The 18,137-nt window shown below is 48.5% G+C and carries 18 protein-coding genes; 5 read left to right on the top strand and 13 right to left on the bottom strand.

Going from position 1 to position 18,137, the window contains the following annotated elements; genetic code table 11:
- Position 1 precedes the first annotated feature (1 nt).
- The 6 genes from FTO70_RS02885 to FTO70_RS02910 form a co-directional block, all read right to left on the bottom strand.
- Positions 2-1,756: a formylmethanofuran dehydrogenase subunit A gene (locus tag FTO70_RS02885; protein WP_255334189.1), complete on the bottom strand. Its 1,755-nt coding sequence runs from the start codon at positions 1,754-1,756 to the stop codon at positions 2-4.
- Positions 1,757-2,797 (bottom strand): 4Fe-4S binding protein, encoded by a 1,041-nt coding sequence (locus FTO70_RS02890; protein WP_255334190.1) that lies wholly within the window; start codon positions 2,795-2,797, stop codon positions 1,757-1,759.
- 18 nt (positions 2,798-2,815) lie between these two features.
- Positions 2,816-3,385: an FmdE family protein gene (locus FTO70_RS02895; RefSeq protein WP_255334191.1), complete on the bottom strand. Its 570-nt coding sequence runs from the start codon at positions 3,383-3,385 to the stop codon at positions 2,816-2,818.
- 438 nt (positions 3,386-3,823) lie between these two features.
- Positions 3,824-4,351, bottom strand: a complete 528-nt coding sequence (locus tag FTO70_RS02900) for a type IV pilin (RefSeq protein ID WP_255334192.1) — start codon at positions 4,349-4,351, stop codon at positions 3,824-3,826.
- Between the two features lie 315 nt (positions 4,352-4,666).
- Positions 4,667-5,527 (bottom strand): DUF5803 family protein, encoded by an 861-nt coding sequence (locus tag FTO70_RS02905; RefSeq protein ID WP_255334324.1) that lies wholly within the window; start codon positions 5,525-5,527, stop codon positions 4,667-4,669.
- A 297-nt stretch (positions 5,528-5,824) separates the two neighbouring features.
- Positions 5,825-6,088, bottom strand: a complete 264-nt coding sequence (locus tag FTO70_RS02910; protein WP_255334193.1) for a hypothetical protein — start codon at positions 6,086-6,088, stop codon at positions 5,825-5,827.
- Positions 6,089-6,262: 174 nt separating this feature from the next.
- Between FTO70_RS02910 and FTO70_RS02915 the strand changes: the two genes are divergently transcribed.
- The gene (locus FTO70_RS02915; protein ID WP_255334194.1) at positions 6,263-6,550 is read left to right on the top strand and encodes a signal recognition particle protein Srp19; all 288 of its coding nucleotides are present in this window, start codon (positions 6,263-6,265) and stop codon (positions 6,548-6,550) included.
- A gap of 297 nt (positions 6,551-6,847) precedes the next feature.
- Positions 6,848-7,114 carry a hypothetical protein gene (locus tag FTO70_RS02920; RefSeq protein ID WP_255334195.1) on the top strand — a complete coding sequence of 89 codons (267 nt, stop codon included), beginning with the start codon at positions 6,848-6,850 and terminating at the stop codon, positions 7,112-7,114.
- Here FTO70_RS02920 and FTO70_RS02925 read toward each other — a convergent pair.
- The 3 genes from FTO70_RS02925 to FTO70_RS02935 form a co-directional block, all read right to left on the bottom strand.
- Complete coding sequence (locus FTO70_RS02925) at positions 7,111-7,443, bottom strand: ribonuclease P protein component 4 (protein WP_255334196.1); 333 nt, start codon at positions 7,441-7,443, stop codon at positions 7,111-7,113. The genes FTO70_RS02920 and FTO70_RS02925 overlap by 4 nt on opposite strands.
- A 74-nt stretch (positions 7,444-7,517) precedes the next feature.
- Entirely contained in the window at positions 7,518-8,180 is a 663-nt protein-coding gene (locus FTO70_RS02930; RefSeq protein ID WP_255334197.1) for an MBL fold metallo-hydrolase, read from the bottom strand.
- 78 nt (positions 8,181-8,258) lie between these two features.
- On the bottom strand, positions 8,259-9,032 hold the full coding sequence (locus FTO70_RS02935) for a TrmB family transcriptional regulator (protein ID WP_255334198.1): 774 nt from the start codon (positions 9,030-9,032) through the stop codon (positions 8,259-8,261).
- Between the two features lie 225 nt (positions 9,033-9,257).
- Between FTO70_RS02935 and FTO70_RS02940 the strand changes: the two genes are divergently transcribed.
- From FTO70_RS02940 to FTO70_RS02950, 3 genes are read left to right on the top strand one after another with little or no spacing between them, the layout of a single operon-like run.
- On the top strand, positions 9,258-11,621 hold the full coding sequence (locus FTO70_RS02940) for an RND family transporter (RefSeq protein ID WP_255334325.1): 2,364 nt from the start codon (positions 9,258-9,260) through the stop codon (positions 11,619-11,621).
- The gene (locus tag FTO70_RS02945) at positions 11,621-12,772 is read left to right on the top strand and encodes a COG1361 S-layer family protein (protein ID WP_255334199.1); all 1,152 of its coding nucleotides are present in this window, start codon (positions 11,621-11,623) and stop codon (positions 12,770-12,772) included. Before FTO70_RS02940 ends, FTO70_RS02945 begins: the two co-directional genes overlap by 1 nt.
- Positions 12,765-13,823 carry a COG1361 S-layer family protein gene (locus tag FTO70_RS02950; protein ID WP_255334200.1) on the top strand — a complete coding sequence of 353 codons (1,059 nt, stop codon included), beginning with the start codon at positions 12,765-12,767 and terminating at the stop codon, positions 13,821-13,823. The genes FTO70_RS02945 and FTO70_RS02950 overlap by 8 nt, the downstream gene beginning before the upstream one ends.
- 232 nt (positions 13,824-14,055) lie before the next feature.
- Here FTO70_RS02950 and FTO70_RS02955 read toward each other — a convergent pair whose 3' ends face one another.
- From FTO70_RS02955 to wtpA, 4 genes are all read right to left on the bottom strand, one after another.
- Positions 14,056-14,643, bottom strand: a complete 588-nt coding sequence (locus FTO70_RS02955; RefSeq protein WP_255334201.1) for a TOBE domain-containing protein — start codon at positions 14,641-14,643, stop codon at positions 14,056-14,058.
- 12 nt (positions 14,644-14,655) lie between these two features.
- Positions 14,656-15,702: an ATP-binding cassette domain-containing protein gene (locus FTO70_RS02960; protein WP_255334202.1), complete on the bottom strand. Its 1,047-nt coding sequence runs from the start codon at positions 15,700-15,702 to the stop codon at positions 14,656-14,658.
- The gene (locus FTO70_RS02965; protein ID WP_255334203.1) at positions 15,689-16,507 is read right to left on the bottom strand and encodes an ABC transporter permease; all 819 of its coding nucleotides are present in this window, start codon (positions 16,505-16,507) and stop codon (positions 15,689-15,691) included. The genes FTO70_RS02960 and FTO70_RS02965 overlap by 14 nt, the downstream gene beginning before the upstream one ends.
- Positions 16,508-16,688: 181 nt before the next feature.
- Positions 16,689-17,777: a tungstate ABC transporter substrate-binding protein WtpA gene (gene wtpA / locus FTO70_RS02970; RefSeq protein WP_255334204.1), complete on the bottom strand. Its 1,089-nt coding sequence runs from the start codon at positions 17,775-17,777 to the stop codon at positions 16,689-16,691.
- Positions 17,778-18,137 lie beyond the last annotated feature (360 nt).

An 18,137-nucleotide genomic window follows, 5' to 3' on the forward strand; every position in this document is an offset into this window, starting at 1 on the left:
TTCACCTCTCACCGTTAACCTGTATGGGAGTCGGGTTTTCCAGATACTTCTCTGGAGTAGGGTAGTTGGCAAAGCCCAGAGTGTAGTACCTGAACCATTCCTTCACGTCAGCCAGCATCTCCTTTTCCCGTTCATCTTCCACGTGCACCTCGGAGTAGTAAGTCCGCTTTTCGGGCACTGACACAATCTCTCCCTTAACAGCCACGATTTCTCCGCCTTTCACGGTATATTCTGCCTTCCTGAAGGCCCTGAGGAGAGCCTCGTAGTTGTTAGGGTCAAGCTGCTGCGGGTTTATGTTGTATACCGTAACGTCCCCGTCCGCACCCACACCAAGGGAGCCTTTCCTGTGGACCATTCCGATTGTCCGGGCAGGGTTGGCCCTTGTAAGGATCGCAAGGTCGTAGAGGGAAAGTTCCCGGTTTACGCCGCCAAGCTCGGTCCTGTCGTTGGCCCACTTGTGGCACTCGCTGAAGGTCTGCTTCCTTGAGGCTTCGGACATGAGCCAGGTCATGACCTCCGGATATTTCGTAAACGGCCCACCGTTGGGGCTGTCCGTGGTCATGATGGTCTTCCAGGGGTCGTTGATCAGCAGGAGGCATTCAAGCCCCATTGCCCACTGCAGGCTGTGCACGGGATTGGACTTGAAATAGGTAAAGGGCAGGACACCTGATCCGCACTCCATCTCAACGTCGGTGTTTGACCATTTGTTTCCGGTAAGGGTGTAAAGGTCGTGGATTGCAGGCCCGTCCCCGGTCATGACCGTAGCTTCCCCGAAAGGTGTGCAGCCGCTGTCGATTACTACATGGTCCCTGTTGTTGATGTAGTCTGCAATGTCCTTTACCCCGGACTCGCAGTCAGCCCAGGTGGTGCCTGCAAAACTGTTGAACATCAAGTGGGTAAGGTATACGGAACGGTCCCTTGAAGGGTCCATCTTAGTCTCGGCCCATTCAACGTCCATATTTTGCGTTGTCTTTACCCCGTCCGGGATTTTTAAGGAATCCTTCGTAATTGCATAGCAGCCGGGGTGCCCCAGGTTGTTTGCGTGCAGGTGGACGGGCATGGGCATGCCCAGGCGTTCGTTGATCTCGGTAAGGCCCTTGATGACTTCCCTGGGAGTGATTTCGAAATGGATGTTGGCCTCATCAAGGGAGCTTACGTTTTTGCCCCAGCCCCAGTTCTCGACTCCTGCAGGGTTTACGCACTTGATCCCGTAGGTCTTGTGGGTCTTCATCATCCAGGCCACGTAAGCTGCAGCCCTTTCAATGTCCCCGTCCCTTAAGTAGCGCATCAAAAACCAGTTGTTCCCGAGCACAAGGTACCCTCCCATATCGAGCATGGGAGTAGCACGCATCTCCTCATGGGTGTGGCGGGCTTCAAGGGGAGGGACTGCAGCTTCAAAGACCGTTGTGTAGCCCATGGCCGCATAATCATACCCCTGCTTGTAGACCGATGGGACAGTGTAGCCTGAGCCGGAATGGGTGATTGAGGTCTTCTGGAGATTGGCCTTATAGTGGTCTTCAGGGCGCATCGACCGCCCGGCATTGACCTTTGCCCCGGCCACGTGGGAGTGGGAGTCAACCCCTCCGGCCATGACCGTCATGCCTGAGACGTCAATAACCTTTGCATCCATCATTTCGGCTGCAGAAAGTTCCGGAACAACTTTTCCGTCCCTGATAAAGACGTCCATTACATCCCCGTTGATCTCGTTTAAGGGGTCAAAGACGTACCCGTTTTTGATTGCAATAGTTCCTGCCATTTACTCAACCTCCCTTTTCACAAGCCTGATCGCGTCCACAGGGCAGATCAGGGCACAGGTTCCGTCTCCCCCGCAGCGTTCCTGGTTTACGACCGAAATTTTCCCGTTCCTGACCTCAAGAAGAGCTTTTTCATCCATGTTGTTCAGGTGCCCGGCTGCAAGTTCACGGTTCTCAAGAGCGTTTACCGGGCAGACAATCACACAGTTTCCGCAGCCCAGGCAAGCAGCTTCATCAGTTTCAAGGCAGGTGCGGAGCAGGGCTTCGGGAACAGAGGCTTCAAGCAACTTTTTCTCAAGGGGCCCCTTTTTCTCCATTTCCGGAAGGATTGCGGTTTTCCTGACATCAATGGCGTCCACAGGGCAGGCAACCGCACAGGCCCCGCAATAGATGCAGGCGTCAGGCCGGTGGGTGATCTTTTCGACTCTTTCCCCGGCTTTCCACTTTTTGTTGAAAAGGGCATTTGCAGGACAGACATCAATGCAGGTGTGGCAGGTCTGGCAGACATCCTCAGCCCGGGTCCAGGTCCCTGCAAAGGGCTTTTCCACGGAAATAGCGTTTACGGGACATACTGCCGCACACCAGCCGCAGTGGACGCAGCACTCCGAATCAATATGGGTCTTTCCGACCAGCTTCAGGCTTCCATCCGTTGAAATCTCCCGGGTTACCTCAATGCAGCCCCTGGGACAGATATCCTCACAAAGCCCGCAGTGGACGCAGCTTTCATTTACTGACGTTATTCTCATGGCCCTGGAGATATAGGACATGTCAGCGAGGTTTTTTCCTTCCTGCTTCAATTCAAGAGCGCCTGTGGGACAGACTTTCGCACAAATTCCACAGACCAGGCAGGCTTCACTCTCCTTCATTTCCAGGAAATCAGCATCCAGGAGCCCTCTTGCTACAGCACCCACGGCCCCTACAGCAAGAGTACCTTTGGGGCATGCCTGTACGCAGGTCCCGCAGCCAATGCATTTTTCAGGCTTATAGACCAGCTGCCGGTCTTTTTTTTCGGAAAAGACAGACAATCGCATATCATTTTGCATTTTGCTCACCTCTCAGCGTTATTCTGTGCATCCGCCGCACAGCAGCTCATTATCATGTTGAATGAACGTTTCACCGCAATTTTTACAGCACTGTATCCGCTTTTTCTTCCTGACCGGGACTTCAATGTCCACAAGTTTCCAGGAATACACCTTTTCTCCTGCTTCCAGCAGCACGGGCACAACCTCTTCATGGGGAAGCTTTTCAGTGTTCAGGTACCAGGCGTGGAGTATGGGATAGTCCTTTGTCTTCTCAGTATCGAGGATGATCCGGACACCTTTTATGCCGTGCACTCCTTCAGGCGCCTGTTTGTTTACCGTGACCGCCATCTTCCCCAGGTTATTGATCTTCAACCCGTTGTTTCCGATGGTGGCTCCGGCAAGGATCTGGAAGGGATCAGGCATGCAGCTTTTCGTTTCGCAGGTCACGTATATGCGTTCCCCGTCCCGGACATCAAGCACCCTTCTTGCAATATTGAGCATCTGGATGCCGATTAATGCCCCGGAGGTAAGGAAACCGTGAAATGGGACAACCTTTTCAATCTGGGAAAGCAGCTCAGGGTCCTTTATCTGCTTGAGAATTGTTTCCATAAGGCACCTCTGTGGATCTGAAGTTTCATATTATGTGTGTGCAATATTCGGTTTCACCGGTTATGTTTCAAAAAACATAATGCCGGACAATACGGCAGGCCGGACATGTTAAGACCAGACAACCGGAGATAATTCAGAGGATTTTACATTATGTAGAATTGAACATAACGCAGAAGAATACACTGTACTTATAAGTTAACTTTTTGATAGGAACTGGCCGATTTTCTCGATATCGGACAGATAACCCCCGTCCCGGGAAAGACTCCCCGGAGGGAGGAGAGAAAACCGACAGAATGTGACCTGTTTTTCACTGATAGGGCAGGCAGAACATACCCATCATGATGAAAGCAGGACTGATATGTTTGAAAATATATAACCAGGTATTTTATAAAATTATCGATGGAGAATAGAAATTCTGGAAAAAAAGAGGTTTTTGAATCATTCTCCTGCAAACTCCACGACAGCCGTTCTTTTCGCAAGGACATTCCGGCCTTCCGTGTCAATGATAACTAAAGTAATTTCAGACCCTGCCTTGAAGCCGTAGTTGTCCGTAGTGTTCCCAACCCCGTTTACGTTGACCTTAACACTTGAATCTTCAGTACCGATCGCACTATCCCGCCCGCAGAGGACCAGTTTTTCCCCTGCGGTCCAGTATCCGTCTTTAAGCGTGGCCCTATTCCGGGCCAAGTATTCGTCGGGATTTTTCTTTTCCGAGCTCAGGTCGGTATAAAATACAGAGGTATCCCCTTTCAGGACCTTACCCCCGTCTCCTACAATACCCTGGTAGGAATTTCCATACCCCTGGATTTTAAGAGAAGTAGTTTTCAGAGCCAACGGGCTGCCCCCTTCATGTACGAGTACGATAAGATTTTCATCAAACCGTGCCCTTTCGGCATCAGAGCCGTAGCGAAGCCCACCCTCACAGGACTCAATGTTGATATTTATCACAGGGAGCTGAAAATTCACGTAGCTTCCTGAGCTACTAAGGAAGCTGGAAAAAGCTGCACCCGTAATTACGAATAAAACAAGCAAAAGAAGAATGGAACCGATAAGAGGAACAGAAGCGTCTGATTCGGATTCTCCGGAAAATAGGGACTTACCCCTGAAGGACTTACACCAGATTTGTCTGCAGGCACTCATTATGACAAAATATGGACAAACTTGAATAAATAAATTATGATTTGCCAAAAAATGTGGAAAAATTATGAACATGAGATGAAAATGAAGTTAAGAAAGAAAATAAGCATAAGAGAATGAAAATGAAGTTAAGAATGAAAAACTTCATTTCCTCTTTTTCTTTCCTTTTTCCGTGTACTGCTTTTCGAGTTCAAAGACTTCCCGAACCTGCTCCAGTTCTCTCTTATTTCTGGAATAATGCACAAGTACCAGCACAGACCCGGAAAGCAGGGCTATAATTGCGGAAAAGAAATATATCGGGGCAGTCTCGGGATAATATTTTACCTGGATGGTCTCTTCACGTTCTCCCATCTCCGAAGAGATCCACATAAGGGTCTGCCTGCCCTGTTCATCGAAGCTTATATCCGAAGGGGACGGGCGCGGGATCCCAAAGACCCTGTTGCCCGTGGAATAGCCTTCCGGGAGGACCACCCTTATGAACTCGGAGTCAGGTTTCATGACTAAGAAGTTCTGGGTCCCGGGCACCTCAAGCGTGTATGCGATAAAGCCTGTGACGGGTTCTTCAAATTCCAGGTTTATGACCTTAATTCCCCGGCGGACTTCCTGGATCAGGGAGTAATTGATATCCGATACCTCGGTCCTGTTGGAAAGCTCCATTAAAGTCTCGGGACTTGCTTCCGTTTCGTTTGCAGGTTCCACAAGGGGTACAAAGCTCTCGATGGGCTTTTTCTCGGAGTTTCCGCCTAAAGTCTCGGTAGGGAAAATTTCTATTTTGCTACTGTTTATGACAATATGGACAACCTGTACCTCCGTTTTATCACCCAGGATGTAATATGTGGTTGTATTTGCAGGCACTTCATTGTCCCATTCATTCAGAAAAACTTCAAATTCATAGGTAGAGATATTGCCGGGCTCATCAATGATAATTTCCTCTTTTTTTTCCATGCAGCCCGATATGAAGACCACTAGCAGGGCAAGGAGCATAAATACAGCTTTTGTTTTCATTTTCACGGACAACTTCTCCCATCAGCTTAAAGCGATCTTTTTGTACTTGCATGTTAAGCTATGCTTGCATGTTACGCCAGCAGCAATTTCCCTGTTCCTCAGGAATGCGGGAACTTTGCAGGACCTGGCATAATGTCAGTCTTTATCCTATACTCACCCTTCTTAATAAATAAAACGGGTAGCAATCCCTAAAATGACAGAAAAGGCGTCTTCCTGAAGTTCCCCTCCATGAAAATTAATTAAGAGAGTTAAACGTCCGGGACAATTAAATTAAGAGGATTAATATGGAGCCAGGCATCAAAACTCAGACCCGGGCTCTCCGGAAGAATTCCTGAACCTTTCAACCATGGGCCAGTCAATTTTTTTTATATACTTTGCCTGAAGTTTCGAAACATAAAGGATATTGCTTCCGACAAGGATTTTAAGGTCTGAAGGCTTTGGGGAAGCATCCCCGAGGGGCATCAGTACCGGGCCTTCCGGGGAAGTCGCGAGCCTGAAATCCTGCCCGCTCTTCCGGATATAAGCCCTGACCTTTTCATCAATTGCAAATCCCGGAATCATTTACAAACACCGCTGCTGGAATTGTCCGGGAAATATAAATAATTGCAGGTTGTGGAACGAGGGGGATAAGTATCAGAATTATTACACATGATAGAGCGGATGCAGCCTGCCCGCAGAGGTTCTCCGGGCAGTTTTAAATTCCATGAAAACAATCTAGAAACAGATAGCATGATGATGAAAGACAAGGGAAAACTGGTAATCTGGCCTGCATACATAGACCTGACAAGGTCCAGGAGCAACGGCAGGATAATCTCCAAGAAAAGTTCCGTAAAGGAGCCGCATCTTAAAGAAATAACAGAGGCAGCCAGGCAGCTCGGCCTGAACCCTGAAGTGGAACCTGACAAAGCCTATCCCAAGTCCTGGTGGGAGGTTAGCGGGAGAGTGCTCGTGGACGACAAAGGCCCGAAGTCCGTAATCGCAAAACAGATAGCGCTGGCCATAAAGAAAATGCGCGAAAAATAAGATTTTTTCCGGACCCAAAATACAGGAGCTCCCCGGAAGATTCTCTTTTTCCACTACCCAAAAATATCCGGGTTTAATTCGCATTTTGCTCTTTTGAGAAACTTCCCGGCGGCAAAGAAGATGGATAGTTGTATGAGAATACTGAATATGAGAATAAAGTGATATTAGACAATATATAAGAAATATTATAACTATTATAATATATTATAAATGCTAGCATGACTATATAGATATAGAGAACTAAAAAGAGAGAACTTAAAAACAAGCTTTATATTTGATGGGGTAAAAATGCAAGTTATGCCCGAAGAAAACAAAAAAATACTTCCTGTAATAAACCAGCCGGTAAAAGTAAAACCAAATGTCCAGAGTCCATACAAAGAGATCAATATTAGTTGCGGTTGTGGGTCAGCTTCCTGTGATAACTGTCCAGGGGCTCTCGGGATCGAACCGGGCTCTCCGAAAGATATAGTATACCGGAATGTTTTTGTTTACCTGACAATCGTGATCATTGTACTCCTGGTAACTTACGCAGTAAAACAAATTTTAACTTCAATGCTAATTTAAATTCGATTTTTCAACCTTTTATAGGGGTAGCGCATTTCTTTTCCGCAGCAGTTGCAGGAAACAACAATGTACCCCTCTTTCAGCCTGTACCGCGCATTGCTTCCGGGCACCAGAAAAGAGTAACAGTGCTTGCAGATTCTGCGCTTGATTTCCCTGGGAATGCTCATCCTGTTCCTCATGGAAATATTCCGGATAAGCTGCACGTAGCGGTCACTCCGCTCAGGGTGTTCTGCAAATTCCTTTTTTGCAAGTTCAAAGAGGCGCCACATGCGCTGGGATGCGACGACCTGTATCAGATTTTTTTGTTGCTTTCTGGCCACTCTAGACATGAAAAATCGGTCCTGCTGTTTTTAATTTACCCGGGATTAGTTCAAAGTAAGGATATTCTACAAGAAAACCTGACTCAGGGATCAAGAATGATCACATCAATACCGGGGTTCTTGCCGTGCACAAGGGTTTTAAACTTTTCGGGGTCCGCGTCTATTCCCCCGGCATTCCCGTAGTGCATGGGAATTACAACTTTCGGGGAGATGGCAACAGCTGCCCGGGCAGCTTCCTCCTCGTCCATGGTATACGTTCCCCCTATGGGAAGCAGGGCAACATCAGCCTTTATTTTTCCCATCTCTGGGAAGAAATCACAGTCTCCGGCGTGATAGATCCTGAGCCCTTCAAGTTCCACGATGTATCCCACTCCAAGACCCCGCGGATGGTACGGTTTATCAAGGTTATAGGCTGGCACCACCTCAATCCTGACCCCTTTGATCTCAAGCCCGTCGGCCAGGACATCCCCTTCGGCAACCCTCCGGGCGTCCCCCCGGAATTCCAGAGGACAACTTTCCGGGACCAGGGTCGTGGAATCGGACCTTCGGACCTTCCGGATATCCCCCGGGCTGCAGTGGTCGAAATGTTCGTGGGTTATGAGGAGGATGTCAGCCAGGTCGTCAAACTCAGGCTCAGCCTGCAACCGGTAGGGATCAATATAGATTTTCTTGCCTTCACCTTCCAGCAAAAAGCCAGCATGTCCGAGCCACTGTATGTTAACGCCATTTATTGTCACGGATTTCATTCAATAAAACCTCCGATGAATAAGAAAGGTTCAGGAGTCTATGATATAGAATAAAGTTCAGGAGTCTATGACATAGGATCAGATTTCAGGATTTATCACAAAACCGCCTTTGACCAGCCAGTTATATATCAGTTTCTGCAGATGGCAGACCACAGGCAGCCTTATTACTACTGCTTCCCTCTTGTCCCCTACCTTATGGACGGCAATGGACTCTTTTCCGTCCGAGATCATGAAAAGGTCTTCACTGTACTGCATCCCGTCAATAATCAGATTTCGAACAAAGTCCCCAAATTCTTTTCCCGTTTCCTTAAAGTCGAAAGGCATGTCCCTGAACTTATCCAGTTCATCCACAATAAGAATGAGCCGGCATCTCTTTTCAAGTATTTTCAGCTCGGCTTCGAATTCCCTCAGGAATTCGGGATTTGTGGAAAAAACAATCAGTTCTTCCCTGACATTGCTGAGGAGTTCAAGGACCCGGTTCCGGATACCCCATTCGCTCTGGATACACCAGACCGGAGAAGACTTTGGCATTTCATAGCTTAATTCATTAAGCTGGTCCAGGGCATCTATGGCGCAGTTGATCATCTCGTCTTTGATCCGCCCGATAACGTGTTTCGGGTCAACGGCCCGAAAATATGCAGGAGACCCCTGCCGGACTTCCACATAACCTTTCCTGGACAGGGTTTTCAGGATCTCATAGACTTTAGCCCTGGGCACACCTGTCAACTCATGGACTTCCCTTGCAGTGGCCTCTTTCAGGCTGACAAGTCCCGCATATGCCTTGGCCTCGTTTTCCGTGAGGCCCAGCCTCTCAAGGTTGCTAATTAGCTGTGGATTTACACATGAAAACATTTGTTACCCCTAAAGTAACAATAGACTTAAATCTTTTCTTTCTATTATACCCTCAGGCCCTTGGTAAAAGAATTTATTAAAAAATAGAGGGAACAATAATAAAGCAGTTGCGTGGATAGACCTTGCGACCGGACCGGAAAGATCAACAGGAAACCGGAGATCTCCCCCTGGGCTCCTGCACTACTTGCGTTTTATACTTCAAGAAAAATCTGAGGGGAATCCGCCATTAAAGATATTTTTGAAAAACTAGGTATTTTTATTCAGAACAACCGCCTGACCATACTTCTGGTCTTTTTCCTTTTCATCTTCATAGCTATGCAGGGCGCACAGAAGATCGAGATGGCGTCCGGCACAGAGACTTTTGTCGGGAAAGACTCGCGGATGTACCAGGATTTTGACCACCTTTTCCTGAACATCTTCCAGACACAATCAATTGTGGTGATGGTAGAGGGAAATGACGTTAAAACATCGGACCTTATGAAGGCCGTGGACAGGCTCGAACACCAGCTACAGTCCACTGAAGGCGTTATCGAAACCACAAGTCCGGCTTCCATTGTCAAAGGCATAAATTACCAGATGACAGGCAGGTATACGGTCCCTGATACTGACGAGGAAGTAAAGGCGATAATTGACGCAAACCCTGAAGCCTTCGAGATGCTTACCCCTGACGATACGCACATGCTCATCTCAGTGGTAATGGCCGGCTCGACCACTGAAGCCAAACAGGAAGAGATCCTGTACGCAACCGAAGAAGCGATTGCATTTTCGGAATTTCCCCCTTCATACAGCATCATAGTAACAGGCGACCCGGCTTTCAGTATCTCTATGAACCATGAGATGAATTCAAGCATGGGGCCTCTTCTTGGAATTTCCGCCTTCTTCATGCTTATCGTGCTAAACCTTGTCTTCAGGCACGTCCGCTGGAAACTGCTGCCTTTGCCCGTTGTCCTTCTGGGGATCATATACACCTTCGGAGCCATGGGTTACCTTGGAATTCCCCTCTCCATGGTCTCCATGGCTGCGTTCCCGGTGCTGATAGGGCTTGGGATCGATTATGCCATCCAGTTCCATAACAGAATGGAAGAAGAACTGCAGGAAAACAAAAACAGGACCCATGCTGTTGTAGCAACCGTTAAAAATACAGGCCCAGCAGTCCTTGTCGCCCTGGGCATGACTGCTCTTGGGTTCGTGTCCCTTTTTACGTCCTCCGTACCCATGATAAGGGATTTTGGAAAACTCCTCATGATCGGGATAGTCATGTGCTACATCGCTGCCATATTTGTAGGCATCGTCACCATATCCCTCTTTGACCGGGCCTCGGAAAAGAACCTGGTAGGAAAGATGAAGAGCAGGATAAGGCCTGACAGGGGAAAGGACGGGAAAGCTGCAGAAAAGCACGTTGAAGGGCATGCGAAAACCCAGAAACTTGAGGAATTCCTGAAGAGGCTTACAGACTTCACAATAAAATATGATGTTGTTGTGCTCGGGATTGCAGCCCTCCTATGTCTCGGAGGCATTTATGCCGACCAGTCCGTGGGCATCCAGACGGACGTTACGACTTTTGTTCCCCAGGACATGCCTGCACTTATAGACCTGCAGCACATGGGCGACATCATGGGGGGAACCGACCAGCTGAACCTCATCATAAAGGTCAAGGACACTGCCGATCCGGAAGTCCTGCAGTGGATTGACGAGTTCAGCGAACATGAGGTGAACGGCAGAGGGCATATATACAGCGCATCAAGCATCGTCCCGCTTGTAAAAGAGTTAAACGGAGGGATAATCCCTGACAGTGCCCAGGAAATCGAAGCAATCTACGAACAGATCCCGGACTACAAAAAAGACCGCTACATGTACGGGAAAAACATGCTTCTCCTGAACTTTGACATAGGAAATGCCGTCTCCGACATAAAAGTAACCGGGATCAAAGAGCTGACCAACATCGTAAGAGAGGACATCGGGTGGATGCCGGCGCCTCCGGGCACATCTGTCACGATTACCGGAAACAACGTGGTCTTCATAGAAGTCATAACCGCACTTACCAGCGGCAGGGTGCAGATGACCTTCCTCGGGCTTGCCCTTGTGCTGGCCGGGCTCTTTGTGATTTACAGGGACTGGCTAAAAGCCCTGACCCCGGTCATTCCCATGTTTATCGTGATAGGCTGGTCCGGAGGGGTGATGGACTACCTGAACCTGGACTACAACCCCATGACCGCAACCCTTGGAGCCCTGATCCTGGGGGTAGGGTCCGAGTACGCAATTCTCATGATGGAACGCTACTTCGAGGAAAAAGAAGCAGGTGCAAGTCCTCTTGAAGCTATCCATAAGGCAAGCACGAAGATAGGTACGGCGATCATTGCCTCGGGAGCCACAACGGTGTTCGGGTTCATGGCCCTTATTGCGTCCCCGTTTGCGATGATAAGCGACTTCGGGATCGTAACGGTCATCGATGTCCTGCTAGCCCTTATAGCTACCTTTATAGTATTCCCGCCCCTGATCGTCGTCTTAGATACCTGGCGGGATAAAAAAAGAGGCGCGCAAACGGCACAGAAACAAGCAGGAAAACAAGTTCAAGGGGCGGATATCTGATGAAAGAGCCCAAAAATGAAACAGTACAGAAGATCGTAAAAACATTCATTGCAATTTCAGTTATTCTATCAGTTCTCTTAACAACCGCGGCCCCAGCTCTTGGAAACGATGATAATGATGATGAAGTGAACTTTATCATCCCTGACTACGGGTACACCGTGGACTACTACCGGAGCTACGGAGAGCCAGCCTTTCAGGCATGTGTTGTAGGAGATCCCGAGTTTAGCCGGGGTGAAACCGCAGACATCCAGGTAAAAATAGTGAACGAGGGATACATAGAAGGTTTCAAGCGGCTGAGTGTGAACCAGAGCAACATCGAAGAATCCGCTGAGGAATTGCTTGCAGTGGCAGAGCTGGAAGAAGAAGAAGAATGCACAACAGCAAAAGATCTCGAAGCCACCCTTGTCTCGGAAACGGAGTACATTGAAGTCGAGCCCACAACCAGCTTAAGGGGCGTGGAAGAGCTTGAAACCGGACACACTGCAACCCTCCGCTTCACGATAAGAGTCGATGGGGACACACCTGCCGGAAACTACGAACTCTTGCTGCCCGTAAGCTACGAGTACCAGGCAAACGTCCGGACCGCAACAGCCGCAGTAATAAATCTGGGGCTTACGAATACTGAATTCACAAGAGAATACAAGACAAAAGACACAATACTCCGCCTGCCAATTTCGATTGAAAGCAAGCCGAAATTCGAAGTAACGGAAGTTTCCGGAAGCCTGAAACAGGGGGAAACCGGAGTCATTGGGGTGACCTATACAAATATAAGGGAAACAACAGCAGAAGATGCTATGGCCCGGATAGTTGTCATGAGCCCCCTGGCCACGGAGAAGTCCATAATCAGGCTTGGGGACATCGGGCCAGGGGAGAGCAGGACTGCTACATTCGAAATTTCAGCAGACAAGGACGCAGTTGTAAAAAATTACGGCATTGATAGTGAAATAAGGTACATTGATGAAGACGGAGAAACCTCCTTTTCAGAAAACCTGAAAGTGAATGTGCCTCTTGAAGCATCCGAGAAAAAAATCAGCATAACAAGCATAGCAATCATACTGATAATCCTTATCGCTCTTTACCAGATCGTAAACATGCACCGGAACAGAAGAAAATACAATGACGAGAATGCATCAGGTGACGATAATGAATAAAAAAGGAATTTTTACTGCAGCCACTGCCCTTCTGATCCTGGGCCTTGCAGCCCTGCCCGTACAGGCAGCCTTACCAGAGAATTTCGACATCAGTGACAATTACTACACGGTCTACGGAGGCCCGGACATCAGCGCCACCCTGCTGGGAGACAACGAGTATTCCAGAGGGGACACAGTGACCCTCAGCATCACGATGATGAACAAAGGTGCAATTTCCGGATTTAAGTCCGAAAACGACGTTGACATCGGAGATTACAAAGACGAGATGCTCCAGCAGGCCGAAATGCAGTACGAAGCCCAGGCCGTAACAGCAATTGGCATCCTTGCAACCCTCAAATCCGATGATCCGAACATCAAGGTTAAATCCGGGTCCCAGGAAGCAGGTACCCTCAAACAGGGAAAGGACAGTTCAAGCCCCACAAAGTTTACCATTGAGATCAATAAAAATGCCCCTGCCGGCACTTACCCCTTAACCCTTGAACTTTCGTACAAATACCAGAACAATGTGCAGGTAGGCGGAGACGATTTTGACAGCACTACCGGCCTGGTAACAAACCATGAGGTAGGGATCTGGTATGAAAACAAGACCCAGACCCAGACCATAGAAGTAGAGGTCAAGAAAGAGCCCTACTTCGAAGTCACCGAGGTTAAGGGCGAACTCTACCCGGATACCGGCGGCATGCTTTACGTCACCTATAAAAACATAGGAGAAGACCCCGCAAAAGACGCCACTGTGAGGGTCAGTGCAGGCGACCCCTTCAGTACCACTGATGACCAGGCCTACCTGGGCACCCTGAACCCGGGAGAAAGTGCGGTTGCCGTTTTTGACATGGACGTGGACGAGGACGCAACTCCCAAGCCCTACTCCTTGAACAGCGAAATCCTCTACGAGGACACCGACGGACATGACCAGATCTCAGACAGTGTCAAGATCAACACAGAAGTCCTGCCCGCAGAAAAAAGCCTCCCCGGATACCAGCTTGGAAGCGGCATTGCATTCATGGCCCTTGCAGCCTGCTTTGTCCTGTTCAGGAAAAAGCAGCAGAATTGAAAAGAACGGCTTAAAAAAATCCATGATTCCCGGCAGGGAAACCCTTCGGTTTGAGAACCCCCTCAAACCGGAGAGGCCCCAACTTTTTTCATAGAAAACATTTCAATTATTTGAAATACTTTAATTTTTACATCGAAAATACTTCAATTGGAGGTTTTCCATCAATGTGCCTCAAGAATTTCCGGGAGGCCAAAATATTATAAAAAAATTAATAAGTGCTGAAAAAAGGTATTCAATCGAAAGAATCAGCTTCTTTTGAACCGGCTTTTAAGGTTTCTTTTTCACCTGCAGCTTTTGCGACCATTACCTCGGTAGACTTGATAACCGCATAAATCCGGTCTCCGGGCTTTATATCGAGCTTTTCAACAGCCTCTTCCGTGACCACGGAGGTAAGGAATGAAGGTTCAATCTCAATCGTGATCTTGGAAACCAGCCCGCTTTTTTCCACTTCAAGTACCCTGCCGGGAAGCCTGTTCCTGGCGGAAAGCTTGAAGCCCACATTTTCCCAGGAAGTTTCGTCTCCTACGGCTTCATTGATGAGCTTTTTGCTTGTTTCGTATTCGGCCAGAAGTTTCCTTCCGAAGTCGGTAAGGAAAGTCCCCTGGTCCTTTCCCCCGCGCACCGTGACAACTGCAGGCTCGCCGAGGGCTTCATTCATTTTTTTCAGCATCATCCAGGCATGTTTGTAAGAAATTCCAAGTTTCATGCAGGCCTGCCTTAGAGAGTGAGTCTCATCTATGGCTTTAAATAAATCGGCCCTTCCGGCACCCATAACGGTTTTTCCTTCTTCGGTAAACCAGAGCTTTGTCTTAGCTTTCACAGACCTTCACCTTTACCGGAGCACGTGGACAGAAGATGCCTTGAACTGCACGTATACAGGCACCCCCGGGGCAAGAAACATTTCCTCTGCCGACTGCCGGGTTATGAGGGCATTGAGGCTGGCCCCGCAGTCCACCTTCACCCTTACAAGGGCGCCCAGCGCCCGGACTTCAGTCACAGTGCCCTGAAACGAGTTTCTGATGCTGGATTGTGCGGAGGTCTTACTTAAAACTATGTTTTCCGGCCTCATGCAGGCATACACCAGGTCTCCTAAAGAAGCGTCTGAGGCAGCTTCAAGCAGCATTTCTCCGGCCTCAATGCGTACACCCCCTCCTCCCGCAGAAACGACCCTGCCTTTCAGGACATTTTCAAAGCCAACGAAATTGGCAACCCTGTCGTCCGCAGGCTTTTCAAAAATCTCTTCCGGGGTCCCCACCTGGACGAGTTCCCCGTCCATTATCACCGCAATCCGGTCTGCCATGATCCGGGCTTCGGTCTGGTCGTGGGTAATATGAAGCACAGTCAATTTCTTTTTTTTATGGATGGAAGAAAGCATTTCCCGGGCGCTGTCCTGCGTTCTTGGGTCAAGTGCGCTTAAGGGTTCGTCAAGGAGCAGGATCCCGGGATCGGCCACAAGCGCTCGTGCAAGTGCAACCCTCTGCTGTTCCCCTCCGGAAAGTGTGGCAGGGTGACGGTCCATCAGGTGGGAAATATTCAGGTCTTTAGCAATTTCCGGGATCTTTTCAGGAGCTTTTATTTTCTTCATCCGCATCCCGAACTCGATATTCTTTTTAACGCTCATGTGCGGGAAGAGGGAATAGTCCTGGTAGACAAAGGCAAGGCCGTGCTTTTCTGGAGGGAGGCATGTTACGTCTTTTCCGTCAATCAGGATTTTGCCGGAATCGGGGACGTGAAAACCTGCAATAAGCTCAAGAAGGAGGGTTTTTCCGGCCCCGGTAGGCCCGAGGATCACAAAATACTCCCCGTCTCTGACCTCAAGGTCCAGGGAATTCAGGGAAAAATTTTTCCATTTCCGGGAAAGGGCTTTAATCTCTATCATAAATGCTCCAGCCAGCGGAAAGAATCCTGACCACTATGAATATGGAAAGCGTGATAAGTATAAGGAGGACAGCAATCGGCCTTGATGCCGAAAGCCCGTATGAAAGGAAACGGTCATAGATCAGTGTGGGCCCTATCATCGGGTAGTAGGCGATCATCACAACGGCTCCGAACTCACTGATAGCCCTTGCCCAGGTCATGACAGCCCCCACAAGGAGGTGCCTTGCCGAAAGCGGGAGGGTTACAAAGAAAAAGGCTTTCCATAGAGGGGCACCCAGGGAGCGTGCGGCATTCTCAAGTCTCGGGTTAACACTTTTGAAGCCTTCCCTTGCAGAATTGGCAAGGTACGGCACGGATACGAAGAGCATGGCAACCACGATTCCCGGAAGGGCATCCCGGAACTGAACATAGGGTTCAAGCGGACCGCCGATAAGCCCACGGGACCCGAAAACCGTAAGCAGGGCAATTCCTGCAACCGTATGAGGGACCACAACCGGCACATCGATGATGCTCTCAACCAGCCTTTTCCCAGGGAAATCAAACCTTGCAAGGATGTAGCCTGCAGGAGCCCCGATGAATAGGGCTACAAGGGTGGCTAGAAAGCCTGCATAAAGAGAAAGAAAAATTGAGCCCATGACTGAGCTGTTTTTTGCAGCTTTCACCAGCCCGGGGAAGTCGTCGAACACCTGCCCGAATATCATGTTTGCAAGGGTCACAAAAATAAAAGAGAAAAGGAAGAGCAATAAAAGGGAAAATACAAAAGTAAGAGGCTCGATTTTTCTCTTTCTTCGGATCACGGTCTTCATATGATACCCTTTTACTTCCGTTTTTGTTATAAAGTAGTTCCCTGGGGCTCCGGTTTCAGGAGATATACCTTAATGCCAGGGGTGTGAAACCGGATTTTAAACCCAGGGAATTACGGTTCGCTGTTATTTGCAATTTTTCGCTGTTATTTGCAATTTTTCGCTGTTATTTGCAATTTAATCCTTACTGCACAAGACCCTGCAGTTCTTCCGGCATTGACTCCTTCCCATCCGCAAAAGCAGGAACTATCGGAGGCTGCCCATTTTCGATGAAGATCTGCTGTCCGGGTTCTTCAAGGAGAAGTTTTACGAACTCAACGGCAAGTTCGGGGTTTTCAGCGTTTTTGGGAATCGTTATCCCGTACACGATAGGAGTACCGGTAACAACTTCTCCGTTTGCCATCTCCACCTGGACCAGCTTGTAATTGTCGGCATATTCAATGGAGCCCAGGTCAATTTCAGCAGGAAGTTCCACGAACTCAAAACCGTGCTGCACAGCAACACTGCGGTAGATGTAGAAGTAATCGATTTCTCCCATCTCAAGAGCAGAAGAAAGTTCGACTTCCATGCTCCGGAGCATGATCTTATCTGTATCCGGGGCAAGGGCTTCGGATGCAGGGACATGAACCATAAAAGTTCCGTTTTCTTCCGTGGCGGTCATGCCTGTAAGATCCAGGATCAGGTCATCGTATATCTGGCTGTCCCCGTAATAGGATTCTGCGAGCTGGGTTACCATCTGGGTCCGGTACCCGCAGGGGTCATCGTTCGGGTTGGAAAAACCGTAGCGAACCCCCGGACGCCTGAGGATTTCGTACCAGTTGTCTGCGTTGACCTCGTCGCTGTACATACTTTCATTCGTGTAAGCAATAACGATCTGGTTCCTTGCAAAAGCCGCATACCAGTCCGCATACTCCGGCATCATCATGGCCGGGATCAGGTTGTAGTCCGCAGACGCCAGGACATCAGCGTTTTTCCCGAGTTCGGTAATTTTCCGTACACTCTGTGCACTGCCTGCAGCTTCCCTCTGGACATCCACACCCGGGTTCCGGGCTTCAAACTCCTGTTCAAGTTCCTCAAAGGGCACGCTCAAACTTCCTGCATGGAAAACCTTCAGGACAGCCGCTTCACCTGCAGGAACTCCTTCAGACCCGTTTTCAACTGTTCCGCCATTCTCTTCTTCTGTCTGGTTGTCAACACACCCAAGCCCTGCAAATGTAATTGCCAGGACTGCGAAAACCGCTATTACCTTAAAAACTCGGGTTTTATCTTTCATAGATATGTGGTTTTGAACATAACAATTATAAAGCTTTTGAGCAAAATTGCCGTTTTATTCCATCCAGGAAGGGCATCAGATAGAAAAAATCACATCAAAAGCCCTATAAGAGCGTTTTCCCCCAGAAAAATTGGGGAATATTCCCTCTAAAAAAACCGGGAAGCAAAAACAATTGAAAACTCAAATTCACTTGAGTGTGAGATGAAAAAGCAGCCCCCATACCCCGGAGGAATAAATAAATAGTAGAATAGAAGTAAAAAATTACTTACCTGTGTGCAAATATAAAGACAAAATAAAAAAAGTAACCTTATGTTTAGTAACTTTATATTAATAGTTTTATTCAGAAAACTCTTTATAAAA

The organism is Methanosarcina sp. KYL-1 (assembly GCF_024372725.1).
Taxonomy (GTDB): domain Archaea; phylum Halobacteriota; class Methanosarcinia; order Methanosarcinales; family Methanosarcinaceae; genus Methanosarcina.

Bases quoted from the DNA above. Each gene is read 5' to 3' on its own strand.
- FTO70_RS02885 (WP_255334189.1), bottom strand. From the start codon at position 1,756: ATGGCAGGAACTATTGCAATCAAAAACGGGTACGTCTTTGACCCCTTA.
- FTO70_RS02890 (WP_255334190.1), bottom strand. From the start codon at position 2,797: ATGCAAAATGATATGCGATTGTCTGTCTTTTCCGAAAAAAAAGACCGG.
- FTO70_RS02895 (WP_255334191.1), bottom strand. From the start codon at position 3,385: ATGGAAACAATTCTCAAGCAGATAAAGGACCCTGAGCTGCTTTCCCAG.
- FTO70_RS02905 (WP_255334324.1), bottom strand. From the start codon at position 5,527: ATGAAAACAAAAGCTGTATTTATGCTCCTTGCCCTGCTAGTGGTCTTC.
- FTO70_RS02910 (WP_255334193.1), bottom strand. From the start codon at position 6,088: ATGATTCCGGGATTTGCAATTGATGAAAAGGTCAGGGCTTATATCCGG.
- FTO70_RS02915 (WP_255334194.1), top strand. From the start codon at position 6,263: ATGAAAGACAAGGGAAAACTGGTAATCTGGCCTGCATACATAGACCTG.
- FTO70_RS02920 (WP_255334195.1), top strand. From the start codon at position 6,848: ATGCCCGAAGAAAACAAAAAAATACTTCCTGTAATAAACCAGCCGGTA.
- FTO70_RS02925 (WP_255334196.1), bottom strand. From the start codon at position 7,443: ATGTCTAGAGTGGCCAGAAAGCAACAAAAAAATCTGATACAGGTCGTC.
- FTO70_RS02930 (WP_255334197.1), bottom strand. From the start codon at position 8,180: ATGAAATCCGTGACAATAAATGGCGTTAACATACAGTGGCTCGGACAT.
- FTO70_RS02935 (WP_255334198.1), bottom strand. From the start codon at position 9,032: ATGTTTTCATGTGTAAATCCACAGCTAATTAGCAACCTTGAGAGGCTG.
- FTO70_RS02945 (WP_255334199.1), top strand. From the start codon at position 11,621: ATGAAAGAGCCCAAAAATGAAACAGTACAGAAGATCGTAAAAACATTC.
- FTO70_RS02950 (WP_255334200.1), top strand. From the start codon at position 12,765: ATGAATAAAAAAGGAATTTTTACTGCAGCCACTGCCCTTCTGATCCTG.
- FTO70_RS02960 (WP_255334202.1), bottom strand. From the start codon at position 15,702: ATGATAGAGATTAAAGCCCTTTCCCGGAAATGGAAAAATTTTTCCCTG.
- FTO70_RS02965 (WP_255334203.1), bottom strand. From the start codon at position 16,507: ATGAAGACCGTGATCCGAAGAAAGAGAAAAATCGAGCCTCTTACTTTT.
- wtpA (WP_255334204.1), bottom strand. From the start codon at position 17,777: ATGAAAGATAAAACCCGAGTTTTTAAGGTAATAGCGGTTTTCGCAGTC.